Raw genomic sequence first — 20,401 nt, forward strand, 5'->3', positions numbered from 1 at the left:
ATTAGAAAAAGAAAATTAAAAACTTGAAATTTTAAAATTAGAAAAAGAAATATAATATAATTATTTATTATATTCTTTTATGCGGTTAGAAAATGCATTATAAAATTTATTTGCAGTCTTTGTTTGCCAATTGATAGCTTCATTCCAGTTATATTCTTTTTTAATATCTATATTTTTCACAATTGAAATATGGGAAGCTTTGGAATTATCTAATCTATTCCATTCTAGGTTAACATCTAATTCATTTTCAATTTCTTCTTTTTGTTCTTCTAAATAATCAAAAAGATCTTTACTATCATCAATCCATAGTTGAACTCTTACTTCGGATTTTTGGGTGTTTACAGTTAATGAGATATGTGCTAAACTTGACCCGATTGCAAAATCATACCAATGTTGAGCTCTAGGTTTTCTAGGATTGATTGCAAAGTCGTTATCTTCAATATATCTGGCCAATTCTGTCCAATATTCTAATTGTAATAATCCAGTATCAGATAAATTTTCTTTATTGATTTCTCTTTTAACGGCTTTTGACCAGTTGTTAGGGCTAGATATTATCTGAATTTTAGGAGCCAAATTTGAATCATCAATTTTCCATAATTCTATTTTACATAAAAATATGTTGATATTTTCGTTTGTATTTTCATTTAGCCAGTCAATTGCTTGTCTATGTTCGTCGCGAACATTTTTTACTATCCAAATGATGGTTTTAGCGTCCTGTCCTGCTCCATATGTTATGATTTTTCCCAGATGGTCATGATCAGTACTTTCAAGTTGATTTTCAATGATGATTCTATTGTCAGTATTTGCTTCTTTTGCTAATATGTCTGCATTAAAAGATCCTATTTGGGCTTCTGTGGTAATCAATTCAATATCAAGACCTATTTCATCACCTAGCATGTTTAGATTTTCTTCTTCTGCTAGCCAATTGGTAAAATCGTAAGCTTCGTTTTTCCAAACTTTTCTTAAGTCCCTTTCTTTCTCTAATTTTCCTAATTTCATTTTAATCAACTATTGATTTGAACTCTTAATATTCTATTTCTTTAAATAAATATTAAATTTTTTTATTAATTCAAATTTTTTACTACAGTTATTATATAAATAAAATAGTTTAATTTCATTATTATGCATCTTTAGATAATATTAATATTTTATTTGGATAAAAAATTCAGTGTTCAAATAATTTTTAATTGTTTTTCATTTTTTATTTCATTTTAAAACATATTTAATAGTTTTATTGTAAATTTAAAATTTTTTGTCATGTTAATTAATAAAATCTAATTATTCCTATATATTTAAATTGATTATTTTTTAAATAAACACTTCATGAAAACTAAAATAATTGCTGATATTCAAAGTCAAATGAAAGATTATTTAAATCAAGGACAGTTTTTAAAACTTACAAGGGTTTTGTTAAATAGTTTTAAGGATATTTCCATATTTGCTCATGATTGTCAATTCAGTGAAAAGGATAATAAAACTTTATTAAAACTGTTTTTGTCTGCAAAACATGTTGAAGGATGTAGTGATAAAACAATCGTTTATTATAAATCTACAATTGAAAAGATGTTTAGTAAAATCAATAAGAGGGTTGAAAATATAACTACTGATGATTTAAGACAGTATTTGACTATTCATAAACAAGAAAGAAATTCTTCTAAAATTACTATGGATAATATAAGAAGAATTTTTTCAAGCTTCTTTTCATGGTTAGAAGATGAAGATTATATTTTAAAAAATCCTGTAAGAAGAATTCGTAAAGTAAAAACTGGAAGAGTTGTTAAAGAAGTTTTAAGTGATGAGGATTTGGAGATTTTAAGAGACAATTGTAACGAAATAAGAGATTTGGCAATTATTGAGTTATTAATTTCAACTGGAATTCGTGTTGGAGAGTTAGTGAGATTAAATATTGATGATATTGATTTTTATGAGAGAGAATGTGTGGTGTTTGGAAAGGGCGAAAGTGAACGAGAAGTATATTTTGATGCAAGAACGAAAATTCATTTAATGCAATATTTGGAAAGTAGAAATGATGATAATGCTGCTTTGTTTGTTTCTTTAAGAAATCCTCATTCAAGATTAACGATTAATGGTGTTGAAAAAGCTTTAAGAAAATTAGGTTTGAAATCTGGAATTGAAAAGGTTCATCCTCATAAATTCAGAAGAACGATGGCTACATTGGCAATTGATAAAGGAATGCCAATAGAACAAGTACAAAAATTATTAGGTCATATTCAGATTGACACGACAATGAAATATGCTATGGTTACACAGAATAATGTAAAATTCGCTCATAGAAAGTTTATTGGTTGATATTATTGGATTTTAGAAATGGTTTGTTTGATTTGGTTATATTGCATTAAATTATTATTTGAATTCCCATCATCATTGAATGGAATTGCACCATATAAATGCATAATTACATGAGACAAATCACGTATTGTTTTAAATTCAGATTGTTCATATTGCTCTTTTTGATAATCACCAATAGATTGATATAAAAATGGTCTAGAATCCTGATCAACAAGCCTTTTTCTAGTAATCATACAAGCAGGTTTACCCAAATCAGACATAATCCATTTCCTACCAAGTTTCTCAGCAACAGCACCAGTAGTTCCAGAACCACAAAAGAAATCAGCAACAATAGAATCCTCATTAGTTGATGCTTCTATGATTCTTTTTAACAATGCTTCGGGTTTTTGAGTACCATAATTAACACGTTCTCGTGAGGTTCTCCCAACCATATCAATTGACCATACATCTTTCATATTAACTAAAGTATACCACCCTAATTCATCTTGATATTCATCAACATTTTTAAAATTATATGGTTTGAATCCTCTATTATATGATTTTTCTTTTAATACATTAAATATATAATTTGAAGAGTTTTTATAAAATAAAATTGTATCATGTTTTCTTGCAAAATATTTATCACTAGTTCCTCCTGATTTATAACTCCATATGATTTCATTGACCAAATTATTTTTTCCAAATATTTCATCCATTATTAATTTAATGTAATGCCCCACATGCCAATCAATATGTACATAAATAGAACCATTTTCACTTAAGAGTTCTTTCATTAAAATTAATCTAGGAACCATCATTTCAAGATAACTTGCAGTTCCATTTTTCCAAGTATCTTTATAAGCAAACTGTTCTATCACAGCAGGTCTTTGTTCTATCTTTTTATCTGGAAGTTCTATTTTAGTCCTATAATCTGCTTTGGAATCAAAAGGAGGATCTATATAAATTAAATCAATTTTACCTCTCATAGACTGAGTATTTTCATCACCTGCAATTAATGCTTGCATTGCTAACAAATTATCTCCATATATTAATTTATTAAAACTTTTTTCATTTGAATTTTTGATTTCATCTTTGAAAAAACCAAATTCGTCTTTTGATGGAAAAACTAATTCATTTGTTTGTAATGTTAATTTTTTTTCATCAGAAATTCCTTCCAAAATCTTTTGAGCCTCTTTTCTACCTCTTTTAATAATCTTTGGTAATTCTTCAATTAATGAATTTGACAAAAAAACACCTACTAAAATCTGTTAAATAATAATTTAGGTTATATTAAAGATACAAAAACCTTAGTATATGTTGATTCACCATCTAAATTAACTGGATATAACACATTAGTTAAAGCTCAAAAGTTAAGAAATGAATTTAAAGGAGGTTGGAATAAAGTAGTTGTTCTTGGTTGGAATTTCGTTCAAGATATTGGTCAAAAAATTGCTGATTTAAATGATGATAACTTAAATGTTTTAGTAATTCCCCCTGATTTATTAGATCAACTTAAAAGTAAAACCAAAGCTAAAACATTAATTAAAGAGGGTAAGTTAAGGTTTTCTTCATTGCAATATTTAAGAATTAAAAAACCAATTATTGAAAGTTATAATGAGGATAATGAAAAATTAACCGTTGAGTTAGAAAATTATGTTTTGCTTTCTCCTGATGCTCTACCACTTGATGAGAAAAATCAAAAGATTCTTCAAGATGTTGTTGCAGATGATCCATTAGCTTTAATTGAATATTGGAGTATTGATCCTGATTATGATGGTGAAGTTTTCAGAAGCAAGTGGCAAGATTATAGACAAAATACTGCTAATGACAATGATGAATTCAGAGTAATAGAAAAAGCCGTTTTAAATGTTCCTAAAATTAATAATCCTAGAAAAATTTGTGTAAAAGCGGTTGATGTATTTGGATTTGAAAGTGTTGTAGTAACTGAAATAAAATGAGGTGTTTTTATGGCAAAATCAAAAGGTTTCGGTTCAAATCCATTATTAATGGCTAAATTTTTAACTGAGGAAGTGAATAAAGCTTGGGAAGATGGTAGTTTCTATGAAAATGTAACTCCAGTTACTCAGGATTTATTAAGATTTTGGTTTAGTGATGTTTTCTGTGATACAAGAGACATTAATTTTCATGATGGGCAAAAACAGGCAATTTTAAATATTATATATCTTCATGAAATTTTAAAAGTAAAAAATGTAAAAGATTTATATTTATCAACAGATCCAGAATTACTTCAAAAAATGGATATTGGACATATAGAGAAAGATAAGTTTCAACACCCCATGTATGGAGTAAAAATGGCTACAGGAACCGGAAAAACATGGGTTTTAAATGCAATTCTTATTTGGCAATATTTAAATGCTAGAGAATATGATTCTGAACTTTTTTCTAAAAATTTCTTATTAATAGCTCCGGGTGTAATTGTTTATAATAGATTATTGGATGCTTTTTTAGGTAAAGAAAATGAAGAAGGATCAAGAGTATTTGAAACTTCTGATTTTTTTAAATTTAAAGAAGTTTTTATTCCAGAAGCTTATGAAAGTATATTTTTTGGATTTTTACAAACAGCTGTTGCTAAAAAAGAGGAAATAGGTTCAAAGGTAACTGGTGATGGTTTAATTGCAATTACAAATTGGCATTTGTTAATTGATAAAGAGGAGGATTTAGAATATGATTCTCCATTAGATGATCCACATAAAGTTTTTAAAAAATTACTTCCAGTTTTCCCTAGAAATAGTGAAGGAAATTTATTAGATGTTCTTGACAATAATTTTTTAAAAGGAAAAGCATTAGATTATTTAGCAAGTTTGGAAGATATTGTTGTTTTCAATGATGAGGCACATCATATTCATGAATTTAAGAGTAAGGATGGGATTAAGGATGCAGAATGGCAAAAAAGTTTAGATATAATTGCCGAAGAAAAAAAAGATAAATTTATTCGAATAGATTTTTCTGCAACATTATATTCTAATTCAACAGGGAAAAACAAGCAAAAACATTATTTTCCTCATGTTGTTGTTGATTTTACTTTAAAAGAAGCTATTCGTCAAGGGCTAGTTAAATTAATTGCTATTGATAAAAGAAAAGAAGTTTCTTCAATTTCTCTAGATTTTAAAGCTGAAAGAGAAGGAAATAAAGTAATAGGTTTATCAAAAGGTCAAAAATTAATGCTAAGAGCAGGTCTTTCTAAATTAAAAATCTTAGAAAAGCAATTTGATAATTTTGAAGAAACTTTTGATGGTTTGGATGATAAAGATCCGAAGATGTTGGTTGTTTGTGAAGATACAAGTGTAACTCCTTTTGTTAAAAATTTTTTATTAGGGGAAGGATTGGCAGAAGAAGATATTCTTGAAATACATTCCAAGAGAGGTGAAATTTCAGAAAATGAATGGGGTAATATCAGACAAAAATTATTTAACTTGGATAAATATAAACATCCAAAAGTTGTTATATCTGTTTTAATGCTTAGGGAAGGTTTCGATGTTAATAATATTTGTGTTATAGTCCCTTTGAGATCAACAGAATCTTCCATATTATTGGAACAAACAATTGGTCGTGGATTAAGATTAATGTGGAGAGAACCTGAATTTCATGATATAAAGCTGGAAAATAGAATCAGATTACTTAATGAAAAGAAGGAACCAAATAATTACTTTGATTTATTAAGCATAGTTGAACATCCTAAATTCATTGATTTTTATAATACTTTTATTGAAGAGGGTATTGTTACAGAAATAAATGATGAAATAAATGCTGGAAAAGTATTGGGGGATATGATTAATGTTCCTTTAAGAGATGATTATGAAAACTTTGATTTTTATTGGCCTGCTATTATCAGTGAACGAGAAGAATTTTTGACAAGAAAAGAATTATCTTTTGATAAAATGGATTCATTCCAAACTCCTCTTAAAGATTTGCAGTTAATTAGAGGAGAGAAAGGAGAAATATTCGAATCTCAAGAATTAACAGTTCATACAAGATTTGGTAGGTATAGAATTATAAGTGATTTGTTTGATGCTAATAGTTATAATGAGTTCTTAGCACGTTTGATAAATCATATAACTAAAATGTTACAACCTATTAAAAGAACTCAAAAGGAATTTCCAATTATTCAAATAAATCATGATGAACTTGCAAGAGTTATAGATGATTATATTAGAATTAAATTATTTGATGAACCTTTTAATCCAATGGTTGATGAAAATTGGAGAATTTTATTTATGGGGAATGAAAGTATTGTGAACCATATTGTTTTACAAATTACTAAAGTTCTTTATAATATGCAACATGATGTGAATGTCAAAGAAGCAGAGATAAAGAAATATTATTTCTCAAATGTTCCTAAATTAAGAATGCGTGAAAATTATTCTCTTGATGTTTCCAAATCAATTTATGAAAAACTACCATATCCTTCAAATAAAGGAGGTTTTGAGAAAAGATTTATAGAATCTGTTGATAGGGATAGTAATGTTGATTCATTTATTAAAATCAATGAATATTATCATAATTTTGCTAATATAATGTATATTCGTGAAGACGGTCTTTTAGCAAGATATTTCCCAGATTTTTTAGTTAAAATTAATGAAAAGATTTATGTTGTGGAAACAAAGTCGGATAAAGATATGAGTACTATTAATGTACAATCTAAAAGAGTATCTACTCTTAATTTCTTAGATAACTTAAATCAGATTTCACAGGATAAAGATTTAGAAACAAAATGGGAATATGTATTGTTAGGTGAAAATACTTTTGATAGTATGTATAATAATGGTGCTTCTATTGAAGAAATATTGAATTTTGCTATTGTCACATCTGATTTAGCAAGAGGATTTGCAACATTAGACAGTTTCAAATAATCGAAATTAAATTCTTTAAAATTTATTTTCTTTTCTTTTTTTTTAGTAATTTTTTATTATTTGAAAATTGTTCTCATCTAGAAATATTTACTTCATTTAAAACTATTATTTTTATCTAAAACTAACAATAAACTTTTTATATATTATTTAACAATATTTAAATTAGCTAATTTAAAAATTAATCTATATAAATAAAAATCAAGTGATTTTCATGGTTGAAAAGTTAACAAATCCTTTGGAAAACTATCATAATTTTAATCAATTAAATGCAGATGACTTTATCAGACAATGGGGGAGATATGTTAAAGAAGGAATTAATCAGTTATATGATTATGTAGAAAGCAGATTAAGCGATTTTAATGCTTCTTCAGTTGTTTATGTTCCTTATTTTGATGATGCTTTCATTCCTCGTTTCATTATCAAAATTCCTAAAAACGTAAATTACAAGATTCAAAATCAAATGTGGGATCAGCTGTATGATGAGATGAGGGAATTTGCAGTTGACAATAACATTCTTCCAGTCTTTAGAAGATTGCTTTTTTACTTTACGAATTGATTTTAAAGGTGATATCGTATTGGAAAATCCGTTGAAAAACTATACAAAATTCAACCAGTTCAATGTAGACAATTTGCTGGATCAGTGGAAAACTTATATCGAAGAGGGCGTCGCATTGCTAAAAAAGTTTTTAGAGTCAATCATTCATGAATTTGGAGGTTTATATGTTGAATATGAACCGTATTGGGATGGGGCTTATCTTCCATGGTTTAGAATAAGGATTCCTGATATTGACTATAGGGTTAGAAAAACCATAAGAAGTGATGTCTCCAGAAGAATGAAGAATTTTGCAATTGAAAATAACATTTTGCCTGCATATTACAAGGCGAATTTTTGTCTAAGACATTTTTAACAATTTCACTTTTTTAGGAATTCAGTTTTTGATTTCCAACTTATTTCTTTTTTAGTTAATTTTATTAAAATTCAAAATCAAAAGTATTCATAATGATTCTTAAAGCAAAAAACATCAATAATATTGGGGGGTCTGTGAAGGCTCCTCCTTCCAAAAGCTATTCTCATAGGGCTGTTATTCTTGCTTCCTTGGCTGAGGGTACTTCCACTATCAATGACATTCTTCTTTCTGAGGATGTTCTCTCTTCCATCAGGGCCTGCAAGGATTTAGGAGCAGAAATAACTCAAAACGAAAACTCCCTAAAAATCAAGGGAACTGAAGCCCTTCACAACAGTGAAACCCAACCAATCAACCTGGAAAATTCAGGAACTACCTTGAGGCTGATGACTTCCGTTGCAGCTCTAGCGGACAATGAAACAACTTTAACCGGCGACTCCTCCCTCCAGACAAGGCCTATGCAGCCTCTTCTGGACGCATTGAAGCCTTTAGGGGTTAAGACAGAGTCCACTGACGGAAAGGCGCCGATCACAATAAAGCCTGGATACAAGGGTGGCATTACCAGCATTCTCGGCAACATCAGCTCCCAGTACATTTCTTCAATCATCATTTCAGCTCCTCTTTCAAGAAATGGTGTCAATCTAACTGTTTTTCCTGAGTTCAAGTCAAAGCCTTATGTTGACATGACATTGGACATCATGGAGAAGTTTGGAATCAGAATCAATGAAAAGTCATTTACAAAGCATGAGGACTGTGACAAATCCCTAAAAGACTGTGAGTTCGTCTACTATGAGATTCCAAAACAGAAATACAAGCCTACAGAGTACACTGTTGAGGGGGACTATTCCTCCGCTTCCTATCTTTTGGCTGCCGCTGCAATAGCTGGAGGTAATGTTGAGGTGAAGAACCTTTTCAGGGATTCCAAGCAGGGGGACAAGGTGATTCTGGACATTCTGGAGATGATGGGTGCGGAAATCACAAGAAATGACGATTCAGTAATCATAAATTCAGATGGAAATCTAAAAGGAATCGACATCAACCTTTCAAACACTCCGGATCTGTTAATCACAGTAGCAATCCTGGCCGCTTTGGCAGAAGGAACAACCAACATTACAGGCGTAAAGCATGCAAGGGTCAAGGAGACTGACAGGATAGACACCACCTGCAGGGAGCTTGAAAAGCTCGGCTGCGAACTAACAGAATACGAGGACGGAATGTCCATAACAGGAGGAATCCACGGGGGCACCGTTGACTCCCACGGAGATCACAGGCTTGCAATGGCATTTTCACTGATCAACCTCAAGCATGAGGTCAGCGTTACAAACGGGGAGGTTTTTGATGTTTCCTTCCCTAACTTCATAGAGGCAATGGAGTCAATAGGCTTGAATCTAGAACTGGTGGAGGAATAGACGATGAAGACAACAGAAGAGATAAAGGGAATAATAGACGGACTGGATGAGATCTACGACTTGAGGTTTTTCGAGGACAAGGACCCATATAGGGTTCTAATAAGAACCATCCTCTCCCAGAGAACACGTGATGAAAACACGGACAAGGCAACTGCAGAGCTTTTCTCAGTCTACAAGAACATCTATGAAATTGCAGATGCTCCTGTAGAGGAGATAGAAAAGCTTGTAAAGTCCGCAGGATTCTACAGGGTAAAGGCCGGAAGGATCAAGGAGGTTTCAAACATCCTCATTGACCAGTTCGGCGGAAAGGTTCCGGACAACATGAAGGAGCTTCTCACATTGCCTGGTGTGGGCAGAAAGACAGCCAATTGCGTTCTTGTCTATGCTTTTGAGGAGCCTGCAATCCCTGTTGACACACATGTTCACAGAATCTCCAATCTCATGGGTATGGTAAATACAAAAACCCCTGAGGAGACCGAGGAGGAGCTTGTAAAGATTGTTCCCCGTGAGGATTGGCTTGTCCTCAACGACTATATGGTTCAGTTTGGCCAGACCATCTGCAAGCCGAACCACATGCAGTGCGAAATCTGCCCTGTGGCAGACTACTGTGACCATCACAACGGTTGTGATTAAGTTTATATAACTTCACTTCAATATTCTTATTGAGGTGAAAAACATGCTTTATGGGATTGTAGATATAGGCTCCAATACTGTAAGACTGAACATTTATGATATTATTGATGATAACGCTCGTTTTCTTTTATCAAAAAAGTATGCTCTAGGACTGGTTTCCTACATAAGGAAAGGGAAGCTTACCGATAAGGGCATTTCAAAACTGGCCAATGTCCTGGAGGACATCAAGGCAGACCTGAACTATTTGCATGTGGAAAATTTCAACATGTTCGCAACAGCTTCCCTGAGAAACATCAGCAATTCAGGGAAGGTTCTGAATTTTATAAGGGACGACTTGGATCTTAAAATAGAGGTTCTCGATGAAAAGACCGAAGGGAAGTACAGCTTCCTGGGTTCAATCTCCATAATGGACAAGGCCACAGGGGTTCTTATTGACGTTGGTGGGGGAAGTTCCGAGGTTGTCCTTTACAAGCACAGGAAAATCAAGGACGCTTACAGCCTCCCGATAGGCTCCCTAAGCCTTTTCAACGACTATGTGGGCATGCTGGTCCCTACGGAATCAGAATCCAAGGCCATTGTTGACAGGGTCAGATACGAAATCGAAAGGCAGAAGATTCCAAAAAAGGACTACAGGTTCATGTGTGCCGTTGGAGGTTCAGTAAGGGCAATCCTTAAGCTTTCAAGGGATTTGAAGCTGGTTGAAAGAAAGGAGAGGATAATCTCTCCAAAGGTATTTGAACTTTTAAGGGAAGAGCTGCCGGGCAACGACAAGGAAACCTACAGCAAGCTTCTCGCATCAAAGCCTGCAAGAATCCACACGATGATTCCGGGACTTCTGATAATACAGGAGCTCTGCAGCCATTTCAACGTAGAGGAGATGCAGGTCAGCAAGTTCGGAGTCAGGGAAGGATACCTTAACCACAAGCTAGGTAGAAAGGATGACTAGGGATTACAGCTACACTCAAAACAGGGAACTCTCATGGCTTAAGTTCAACAAAAGGGTTCTTCAGGAGGCATGTGACGATACAGTCCCTCTTCTGGAGCGTCTCAAATTCATTTCAATATTTACAAGCAATCTTGATGAGTTCTATATGGTTCGCTGCGGAACACTCCATGATCTGTCACTTATTGATTCGGACTACAGGGACAACAAGTCCGGCCTTACCGCCTCACAGCAGCTTGACAGGATTTTCAAAAGGACAAAGGAGCTTTGCAGGTTCAAGGACAGGGTATATATGGATGTCTCCAAACAGCTGGAGTTCTTTGACATCAGGGAGGTTTCATTTGAAGGGATGAACCAGTCACAGAGGGATTTCATCGACGAATACTATGACAATTTCGTTTTCCCGATTCTCTCCCCTCAGATAATCGACTTCAACCATCCATTCCCACACTTCAGGAACAACGCCCTGTACATAGTTCTAAAGCTTAAGGGGGATGATGATGAAACCGAGTTCGGCTTCATTCCGGTTCCGGAGTCATTGGACAGTCTTGTTTTCCTTCCGGGGGAGGGCTTCAACTTCATCCTGATGGAAAACATCATTCTTCATTACGCAGACCAGATTTTCACAAACTATAGCGTGAAGTTCAAGACAGTGATGTCAGTTACAAGAAACGCAGACATCAGCTTTCTCCATGAGCAGATTGACTCTGACGACGACTATCGTGAACTGGTTAAGAAAATCCTCAAGAAACGCTCAAGGCTGGCTCCAATACGCCTCCAGTTCTACAGAAATAAAAACAAGAAGCTTGTTGATTTTCTAACCGAAAAGCTCAACATCCGGAAGAATCAGATTCAGGTTTCCAACAGTCCGCTGAACATGGAATTCGTCTTCCCGTTGATTGACCATATCAAGTCAAAAAACGTCAACCTTTATCAGAAGCTTTCATACAGGCCATTCGTGACAAATTATCCTCCAAACCTTTTGAAAAACAGGAGCATGATTGAGCAGGTGCTTGAAAGGGACTATCTTTTCTTCTACCCCTACGAGTCAATGGATTTGTTCCTCAAGCTTCTTAAGGAAGCCGCAAACGACGATAGGGTTGTCTCAATCAAGATTACAATATATCGTCTTGCCAAGGTATCCAAGATAGTCCAGTACCTCCTTGATGCCCTGGACAATGGAATTGAGGTTACAGCATTGATCGAGCTTAGGGCACGCTTCGACGAGCAGAACAACCTGAACTATGCTGAAGTTCTTGAAGAGGCAGGGTGCAATGTAATCTACGGCTCTGAAGAGTACAAGGTCCATTCCAAGATATGCCTGATTACAAGAAGGGCGAAGAACGGCTTTGAATACATTACACAATTGGGAACAGGAAACTACAATGAAAAGACATCAAAGCTCTATACTGACCTGAGCTACATCACATCCAGAAACGACATAGGGGAGGATGCAGTTCTCTTCTTCCAGAACATGTCCCTTGACAATCTGGACGGCGACTACAAGAAGCTGATAGTCTCCCCAACATCATTCAAGTCAAACATTGCAGACAAGATCTGTGAACAGGTGGCCTTGGCCAGAAGCGGAAAGCCTGCGCTGATAATAATGAAGATGAATTCCCTTACTGACAGGGACCTCATTGACATGCTTCAAAGGGCATCGATTGTAGGAGTTACCATAAAGCTCATAATCAGGGGAATCTGCTGCATAATCCCGGGAATCCCAAATGTTACCGACAATATAAGAATCATCAGCATCGTCGGAAGGTTCCTGGAGCATTCCAGAATCTACTGCTTCGGCGTTGGTGATAGCTGCGAAATATATCTTTCAAGCGCCGACCTCATGACTCGGAACACGGAAAAGAGGGTTGAGATAGGTTTTCCAATAGAGGATAGGCATATAAGGCACAGGATTCTTGACATGATAAACATAATGCTTTCGGACAACGTGAAGGCCAGGGAAATCGACATTAACGGTGACATGGTACGGATACCTGTAATCGACGAAAGGGTGGACAGCCAGGAATTCTTCATCAACAACCTGTTCTATGACGAGCTTCCAATGGAAGAGATGAATTCCCACGAGTCAATCATTTCAAGGCTAAAGCATATTTTTGATTAGTTTCATAAACTATAAACAGGTGATAATGTGGTAGATATTCCAGAATTGAAAAGAGGTATTTTAAACGACATGACCGAGGCTATAGGAAACACCCCTCTTGTAAGGCTGAACAATCTTACAAGGGACATGGATGCCGAGGTTGTTGTGAAGGTAGAGTCATTCAACCCAACAGGAAGCATAAAGGATCGTGTTGGAGTTTCATTGATCGAGGACGCTGAAGAAAAAGGACTGATAGATAAGGACACTGTAATCATAGAGCCCACAAGCGGAAATACAGGAATTGCACTTGGATTTGTAGCTGCATCAAAGGGATACAGGCTAATCCTTACAATGCCTGAGACAATGTCCATCGAGAGAAGAAAACTTCTGGGGGTTTTCGGAGCCGAGATAGTCCTTACTCCAGGAAGCGAGGGAATGGCCGGTGCAATCGCAAAGGCCGAAGAGCTAAATGAGGAGATTGAAAATTCAATAATTCTTCAGCAGTTCGACAATCCTGCAAACCCAGCAATCCACAGGAAAACAACAGCACAGGAAATCCTCAGGGACACCGATGGGGAAGTTGACATTGTTGTAAGTGCAGTGGGAACCGGAGGAACCCTTGAAGGGATTGCTGAAGTGCTGAAGGAGTATAATCCTGAAATCCAGATAGTGGCAGTTGAACCTGAGTCATCACAGACTTTGGGAAAAGGGGAAAAGGGACCTCACAGGATACAGGGAATCGGTGCAGGATTTGTCCCGTCAGTGCTGAACACAGAACTCATCGACGAAATCATTCCGGTCAGGGATGAGGATGCCGGTGACATGCTTTTGAAACTGGCCAAAAACGAGGGGATATTTGCAGGGATTTCATCAGGTGCTGCAACATGGGCTGCCCTGGAATTGGCCAAAAGACCGGAAAACAATGGAAAGAGGATAATAGCCATTTTGCCGGATACTGGTGACAGATATCTTTCCGTTGATTGGATATTTGGATAATATAACAATGTTTATTAATATGGTTGTCTAAAAAATATAATATTAATCACCTATGAGGTTTCCAAATGTTTAAAACTTTAAAAGAAGAGATTAAAGCAATCAAGTTAAAAGACCCTGCGGCGAGAAGCACGATAGAAATCTTCTTATGTTATCCTGGATTCTATGCTTTAATTTTTCATAGGGTAAGTCATTACCTTTGGAATCATGGCTTTAAGCTATGGGCTCGTATCAATTCCAATTGGGGGCGTTTCCTGACAGGTATTGAAATTCATCCAGGGGCTACAATAGGAAAACGTGTTTTCATTGACCATGGAATGGGTATTGTAATAGGGGAAACCGCTGAAGTGGGTGATGATGTCTTGATTTATCAGGGCGTAATTCTCGGAGGAACCACAACCAATAAGGGGAAAAGACATCCTACCATAGGAAAGGGGGTCATTATTGGTGCCGGCGCCAAGGTGATGGGAAACATAACGGTCGGTGACTATTCCAAGATAGGTACTGGTGCCGTTGTTCTTAAGGATGTTCCTCCTAACTGTACTTGCGTTGGAGTTCCTGGAAGAATTGTAAAAAGGGAAGGGGAGCCAATCAAAGAGGTTGATCTTGAGCACGGTAATCTTCCGGACCCTGTATCAGATGTTATTAAACAGCTATTCGAACTTCACTATGAAACCGATAAGCAAATTAAGGTATTATATGAGCAGCATGATCTATGCCTTGTAGATTATGTTGATGGAATTGAGGAGGAATTAGATGAAACCACCTTGTGAGATTGTAGTATGGTATGTCATACCAGCAATAAGATCAGAGCTGGCCAAGGATTTACTTGCATTGGGAATGAAGCAAAAGGAAGTTTCCCAGCTTATGGACATCACACAGCCTGCCGTTTCACAGTACATAACTGACAAGAGAGGAAACGGCGTAAAGCTTAGTGGCCATGTAAAGGATTTGATTGCAGAATTCGCACAGCAATTGGCTGATGGAACCGCTAAAAAAACCGACATCATTGGCAGAACATGCTCCATCTGTAAGCAGATAGAAACTCAGGATGTTCTGGAGCAATTGGGAATAGACCATGGCGAGCTTGGTGAGGATTGTCAGGCCTGCATGGGTTCCGAAGTTCAAAATTAATTTTTTATTATTATATTTTTTTGAGGTTATTTTTATGGAAGTTTATTCTACATTAATAAGAGATAAACAGGATTTGGAAACTATTAATGATAATCGTATTAACATGTTTGTTTGTGGCCCTACAGTTTATGATGATGCTCATATAGGCCATGGGAGAACTTACATTTCATTCGATACCATTAAAAGATATCTTGAACATCTTGGCTATGCCGTGTTCTATCTTCAAAACATTACTGATGTTGATGACAAGATTATAAACAGGGCGAAAGAGACAAATCAGTCTGCAAGTGATATAGCTAAGAAGTTTGAAAAAAGATACATTGAAGACATGCATAAATTAAATGTATTTGGTGTTAATTTATTTGCAAGAGCTACTGATCATATGCCTGAAATAATTGACCAAATCGAAAGATTAATTGACATGGGATATGCATATGAAACTGAAGACGGAGTGTACTTTGAAATAGCAAAATTCCCTGAATTCGGAAAGCTGGCAAACAGAAAACCTGAAGAGCTTGAAAGCCATAGGGAAATAGCTAAGACAACAAAGAAAAACCACAACGACTTTGCTCTCTGGAAGAAAAGGGAACCTGCAGAGGACGAACCTACCTGGCAATCACCATGGGGACCTGGAAGGCCTGGATGGCATATTGAGGATACTGCAATTACCGAATACTACTTCGGACCACAATATGACGTTCATGGAGGAGGCCTTGACCTCATATTCCCACACCACGAAGCGGAAATCACACAGATGGAAGCCGTTTCCGGAAAGGCTCCAATGGTAAAGTTCTGGCTTCACACAGGATTCCTCAATGTATCAGGTGAGAAAATGTCAAAATCCCTCAACAACTTCATAACAATAAGGGATCTCCTTGAGGAATACGATGCCGAAACATTCAGATTCTTCGTTCTTTCTACACATTACAGAAGCCCTATAGACTTCTCAAAGGATAACTTGCATCAGGCAGGAGCAACATTAAACAGAATAAGAAACTATTATGCAAGAATTAGCGAAAAGGCGGAAGGGGAAGCGGAAGAGTCAGAATTCCTTAAAGAATTTTCAGACAAGTTCTACAACGCAATGAACGATGATTTCCACACTCCAAAGGCAATAGCAAGCATTTTCAATTTAATAAATGCCACAGACTTTGATGAAATAACAGCTGAAGACGCGGCAGCCATCAAAAAATTCCTGGACACAGTAAGTGACATATTCGGAATAAGCTTTGAAGTGGTTGAGGAAAACGGTCCTTCAGACGAATTGCTGGACTTGATTGCAGACGTACGTCTCCAGTTGAGAAATGAAAAACAGTATGAATTGTCCGACAAGATCAGAGACAATCTGAACGAATTGGGTTATGAAATAAACGATTAGGTTTATTTCACTAATTTATTTTCTTTTTTTTAAAAAATTATTAATTGAAATGATTATAATAAATCATTTCCTATTTTTTCTATCTGCTGGATTGCGCCGGCTAGCTGGTCGTAGCTTCCCTTTTCGGTTGTTCCACGTGCAACTACAGTATCGACAACCTCCATTTTCAAATAGCCGTAGATGGCACATTTCAAATAGTCAATATAGACATCAAAGTCATCGCCTGGATTTGCCTGGGTGAATATCTGCACGACCTTTGTTCCCTCAAGGGTCTTGTCTGGATTCTGTGATATCTGATAAAACCTGTCAATAAGGTTCTTTGCTTGTGCTGACATATCCCCGAAATAAATCGGTGATGAGAATACGAAAAGGTCTGCCTCCCTGATTTTGTCAATGACATAGTTTACGTCGTCCTTTTGGATGCAGTCTCCTGTCTGGCACTTTTGGCATGCCTGGCAGAAATTCATCCTGATGTCATTGAGATATACTATTTCCTTTTCCCCTTCAAGCTTTTCTGCAAGTTCGTTTACTAGTATGTCGCAGTTTCCCCCTTTTCTTGGGCTTCCCACAATAGCTAATGTTTTCATATTATCAAAAAAAGTTTTGTGGAAATGATTATAATAAATCATTTCCTATTTTCTCTATCTGTTCGATTGCACTTGCTAATTGGTCGTTTTCTCCTTTTCCCATAGCTCCACGTGCAACCACCGTGTCGATAACATCCATTCCAACATATCCGAAAGGCATTGTTTTCATTGAGTCGATGTATGCGTCAAATGCTTCTGTCGGATTTGCCTGGGTGAATATCTGTACAACCTTGGTTCCTTCCAAGCTTTTGTTAGGGTTCTGTGATACCTGATAGAATCTGTCTACCAATGTTTTTGCCTGTGCGGTCATCTGGCCGTAGTATATTGGGGATGAGAAAATGAAGAGGTCGGCTTCCATCATTTCGTCCACAATCTTGTTTATGTCATCATCCTGAACGCAGTCGCCGGTCTGGCACTTTTGGCATGCTTCACAGTAGTTCATGTCAATTTCATTGAGGTAGTAAATCTTTTTTTCTCCCTCGAGCTTTTCTGCAAGTTCGTTTACTAGTATGTCGCAGTTTCCCCCTTTTCTAGGGCTTCCTACAATTGCTACGGTTTTCATAATTTAATCTCCTGTTTTTATTGATAGTCTATATGAACTATCCTATATTATAATATGGAAATCTTATTTTTTTAATTTTTCTCACGAGTTTTTTTTACACTTATAACAATCTTTATATGTTTGATAACAAATAGTATATATGTTAATTGCATTTTGGAGTGTAATTAATAATTTTAATAAAAAAATGCTATAAAATGAAACATAAGTTATCTGATCTTACAAATTTTCTATCAAAGCAACAAATTTCTTAATCTAACATTCTAACAAATGATTTTATGGTTTACTTATTAAAAAATTGAGGATAAATATAATGAAGCTTTATAAACTAATGCTTATTGGTTTATTGGTTGTATTATGTTTTTCAACAACAGCATGTGCTGATCCTGACGTATCTGTAAACGAAACCGACTGGGGCAATCCAAGTGTTAACATAACACCGAACTCCACAGTCGTTGAAAACGTTACTCCGGTGATGCCGGAGAAGTCAGCACATGAATTGCAAAAGAGCATTGACGATACTCCAGACGGAGGAGTGCTGTACTTGAACAGCACATTGTATAGATTGGATTCTCCAATTATCATCAACAAGACAATAACCATTATTGGAAGTTCTGAAAATGATAATGGGTTTTCAATAGTAGATGGACAAAACAAGACCAACCTGTTTGAGTTATTCAACGGGGCCACAGTCACATTCAAAAACATCAACTTCACAGATGCGAAAGGCAATGCCGGCGGGGCGGCTATTTCCGACAAGAAGAATGCAAAGATATATGTTGAGGACTGTAACTTCAATCATTGCGTTTCAAACGGAAACGGTGGAGCAATCTCCTCCAAAAAATACGTTTCAGCCAAGAATTCAACATTCCTTTCATGTGAAGCATCCAATGGAGGTGCACTGTATGTGGACAACCAATTTGCAAGTGGTGATGTGGATGGATGTTACTTCGAAAAGAATTATGCCTGGCCGTTAGGTGGAGCAATATTGGGTTACAATCTCGCGATCCGCAATTCAGTATTCTACAACAATACTGGAGTAATCGAAGCTGGTGCAATTGATGCAATGTCTATCAAGGAACTTGTCAACTGTACATTCATAGAGAACAATTGTCTTTACGGGACTGTAGCTGCGGTAACTCTCCGTAGTATTTCAGACCCGAAAAACATAAACAATTGTTATTTTGACGGAAACTATGGTGGAAACATCATGTATATCTTTACCCAAAACGAGGGACACGATCTGGTGATGGAAAATTTCACATTCGTCAACAACAGGGATATCAAACCATTTTAAAAATCTATGAAAAATACGGTTCCTTCACATTTGTCAATTTCACTTTCGAAAACAACACATGTGAAAGGGGAACAAATATTGTTGACGGTTCAGCCATTAACTTTGAATCAAGTGGAAACAATCCAAAATTGACCATAATCAATTCCACATTCGACAACACCCATTGTCCTGGCGTAGGATCAGCTATCGTTATTACTGATGTGTCAGCAAACATTACAAATTCAGTATTCTACAACAATACTGGAGGAAAAGGCACAGTCACAATAAAATCCAACAAGCCAGCCATTGCTAACGGAAACTGGTGGGGTAGCAACGATGTGGAGCCTATTGAAAACGTGACAATTTCAGACTGGTTGATTTTAACCTGTGATGATGAAGGAGACAGGTTCATCCTTAAATTCAAAAAGACAGACGGAACCGATGTTGAGGACTTTGAAGACATATTGCCGAATGTAAAATATGAGTTCACAACTGATATGGGTTATTTCGAAAACCCTGAAGGTGTCATCAACAACACTGCAACAGTTTATTTGTATGCTGATAGGGGTGGAGAATATCATATTCTAGGTAAGGTAAACAACCAGTCCTTTGCATATGTAGTAGAGGCTCCCTATGTTGAATTGGATGTCACATCTCCTGTAAAGTTGGGAGAGGATGTTGTTTTTACCACAAAAACACATTACAACTCAATTCCTGTTGAAGGCAAAATTGCATTTTACGATAACGAAGACAATCTTCTAGGAGAGGCAGACACTGACGGCAACGGAGTTGCTAGCTTTACATTGTCAAACTGTCCTGTTGGAGATTACTCACACTATTATGCTAAATTCGAAGGTAACGACGATTACATTCCGGCATACAGTAACAAGATCAATTTTGCAGTGGAAAAGGCAGATTCCAACGTTGAAATCAGTTTGGAGGATGTTGTCTACAGTATGAATATCAAAGGTAACGTAACACTTACAGGCAACGGCAATCCTATCAGCGGAACCGTAAATGTTACAATCAACAGCAAGACCTATGTTATTGATGTTGTTGACGGAAAGGGTTCTGTGGACATAGCCAATGAATTGCCTGTAGGCCAATATGACGTTTCCGCATCATTTGATGGTGACGAGATGTATAATCCATCCAAAGTCAACAAGACATTTGATGTCATGAAGGCAGATTCAGCTGTTTCAGTAAGCTGTGACAACATAACTTACGGAGAGAACCTTAACATTGAAGTTTTAGCTACCGGTGAAGGTAAAGGTCTTAACGGTACTGCAACTGTTACCATTGGTGGCGAGGACTATGATGTTG

Annotated in this window: 19 protein-coding genes; 15 read left to right on the forward strand and 4 right to left on the reverse strand. The window is 35.9% G+C overall.

The annotated features are described in order from the left end of the window. Positions 1–60 precede the first annotated feature (60 nt). Positions 61–999 (reverse strand): DUF4268 domain-containing protein, encoded by a 939-nt coding sequence (locus tag Q4P18_RS06015; protein ID WP_303336770.1) that lies wholly within the window; start codon positions 997–999, stop codon positions 61–63. Positions 1,000–1,323: 324 nt separating this feature from the next. Between Q4P18_RS06015 and xerA the strand changes: the two genes are divergently transcribed. After that, positions 1,324–2,310 (forward strand): site-specific tyrosine recombinase/integron integrase, encoded by a 987-nt coding sequence (gene xerA / locus Q4P18_RS06020; protein ID WP_368660193.1) that lies wholly within the window; start codon positions 1,324–1,326, stop codon positions 2,308–2,310. Positions 2,311–2,312: 2 nt separating this feature from the next. Here the strand turns inward: xerA and Q4P18_RS06025 are convergent, their stop codons facing one another. After that, entirely contained in the window at positions 2,313–3,536 is a 1,224-nt protein-coding gene (locus Q4P18_RS06025; protein ID WP_303336774.1) for a site-specific DNA-methyltransferase, read from the reverse strand. A 324-nt stretch (positions 3,537–3,860) separates the two neighbouring features. On the opposite strand from Q4P18_RS06025, the gene Q4P18_RS06030 reads away from it, so the two are divergent. The 12 genes from Q4P18_RS06030 (at position 3,861) to cysS (ending at position 16,656) form a co-directional block, all read left to right on the forward strand. Beyond that, positions 3,861–4,247, forward strand: a complete 387-nt coding sequence (locus Q4P18_RS06030; protein WP_303336777.1) for a hypothetical protein — start codon at positions 3,861–3,863, stop codon at positions 4,245–4,247. Positions 4,248–4,256: 9 nt separating this feature from the next. After that, positions 4,257–7,160 (forward strand): DEAD/DEAH box helicase family protein, encoded by a 2,904-nt coding sequence (locus Q4P18_RS06035; RefSeq protein WP_303336779.1) that lies wholly within the window; start codon positions 4,257–4,259, stop codon positions 7,158–7,160. Positions 7,161–7,371: 211 nt separating this feature from the next. Beyond that, positions 7,372–7,716 (forward strand): hypothetical protein, encoded by a 345-nt coding sequence (locus Q4P18_RS06040; RefSeq protein ID WP_303336781.1) that lies wholly within the window; start codon positions 7,372–7,374, stop codon positions 7,714–7,716. Positions 7,717–7,735: 19 nt separating this feature from the next. Further along, a complete protein-coding gene (locus Q4P18_RS06045; protein WP_303336784.1) occupies positions 7,736–8,068 on the forward strand; it encodes a hypothetical protein in 333 nt (110 codons plus the stop codon). A gap of 92 nt (positions 8,069–8,160) precedes the next feature. Next, positions 8,161–9,474, forward strand: coding sequence for a 3-phosphoshikimate 1-carboxyvinyltransferase (gene aroA, locus Q4P18_RS06050; RefSeq protein ID WP_303336789.1), 1,314 nt, complete (start codon positions 8,161–8,163; stop codon positions 9,472–9,474). 3 nt (positions 9,475–9,477) lie between these two features. Beyond that, the gene (gene nth, locus Q4P18_RS06055) at positions 9,478–10,107 is read left to right on the forward strand and encodes an endonuclease III (RefSeq protein WP_303336791.1); all 630 of its coding nucleotides are present in this window, start codon (positions 9,478–9,480) and stop codon (positions 10,105–10,107) included. 43 nt (positions 10,108–10,150) lie between these two features. Further along, entirely contained in the window at positions 10,151–11,053 is a 903-nt protein-coding gene (locus Q4P18_RS06060; protein WP_303336793.1) for a phosphatase, read from the forward strand. Continuing rightward, positions 11,046–13,172 carry a polyphosphate kinase 1 gene (gene ppk1 / locus Q4P18_RS06065; protein ID WP_303336795.1) on the forward strand — a complete coding sequence of 709 codons (2,127 nt, stop codon included), beginning with the start codon at positions 11,046–11,048 and terminating at the stop codon, positions 13,170–13,172. The genes Q4P18_RS06060 and ppk1 overlap by 8 nt, the downstream gene beginning before the upstream one ends. Before the next feature lie 27 nt (positions 13,173–13,199). Beyond that, positions 13,200–14,147, forward strand: coding sequence for a cysteine synthase A (gene cysK / locus Q4P18_RS06070; RefSeq protein WP_303336797.1), 948 nt, complete (start codon positions 13,200–13,202; stop codon positions 14,145–14,147). Between the two features lie 65 nt (positions 14,148–14,212). Then, positions 14,213–14,917: a serine O-acetyltransferase gene (gene cysE / locus Q4P18_RS06075; protein ID WP_303336800.1), complete on the forward strand. Its 705-nt coding sequence runs from the start codon at positions 14,213–14,215 to the stop codon at positions 14,915–14,917. After that, positions 14,901–15,278 carry a transcriptional regulator gene (locus Q4P18_RS06080; protein ID WP_303336802.1) on the forward strand — a complete coding sequence of 126 codons (378 nt, stop codon included), beginning with the start codon at positions 14,901–14,903 and terminating at the stop codon, positions 15,276–15,278. Before cysE ends, Q4P18_RS06080 begins: the two co-directional genes overlap by 17 nt. Positions 15,279–15,312: 34 nt before the next feature. Beyond that, entirely contained in the window at positions 15,313–16,656 is a 1,344-nt protein-coding gene (cysS, locus tag Q4P18_RS06085) for a cysteine--tRNA ligase (protein ID WP_303336804.1), read from the forward strand. Between the two features lie 53 nt (positions 16,657–16,709). On the opposite strand, the gene Q4P18_RS06090 is transcribed toward cysS, so the two are convergent. Further along, complete coding sequence (locus Q4P18_RS06090) at positions 16,710–17,285, reverse strand: flavodoxin family protein (protein WP_303336806.1); 576 nt, start codon at positions 17,283–17,285, stop codon at positions 16,710–16,712. Then, positions 17,272–17,805, reverse strand: coding sequence for a flavodoxin family protein (locus Q4P18_RS06095; protein ID WP_303336808.1), 534 nt, complete (start codon positions 17,803–17,805; stop codon positions 17,272–17,274). Before Q4P18_RS06095 ends, Q4P18_RS06090 begins: the two co-directional genes overlap by 14 nt. A 310-nt stretch (positions 17,806–18,115) precedes the next feature. Between Q4P18_RS06095 and Q4P18_RS06100 the strand changes: the two genes are divergently transcribed. Together Q4P18_RS06100 and Q4P18_RS06105 are read left to right on the forward strand one after the other, a co-directional pair. Beyond that, entirely contained in the window at positions 18,116–19,099 is a 984-nt protein-coding gene (locus tag Q4P18_RS06100; RefSeq protein WP_303336811.1) for a hypothetical protein, read from the forward strand. Positions 19,100–19,227: 128 nt separating this feature from the next. Then, positions 19,228–20,401 (forward strand): Ig-like domain-containing protein (locus tag Q4P18_RS06105; protein ID WP_303336814.1); only part of this gene is annotated, 1,174 nt, incomplete at its 3' end.

The sequence above is a fragment of the Methanobrevibacter sp. genome (genome assembly GCF_030539665.1).
Taxonomy (GTDB): Archaea; Methanobacteriota; Methanobacteria; order Methanobacteriales; family Methanobacteriaceae; genus Methanocatella.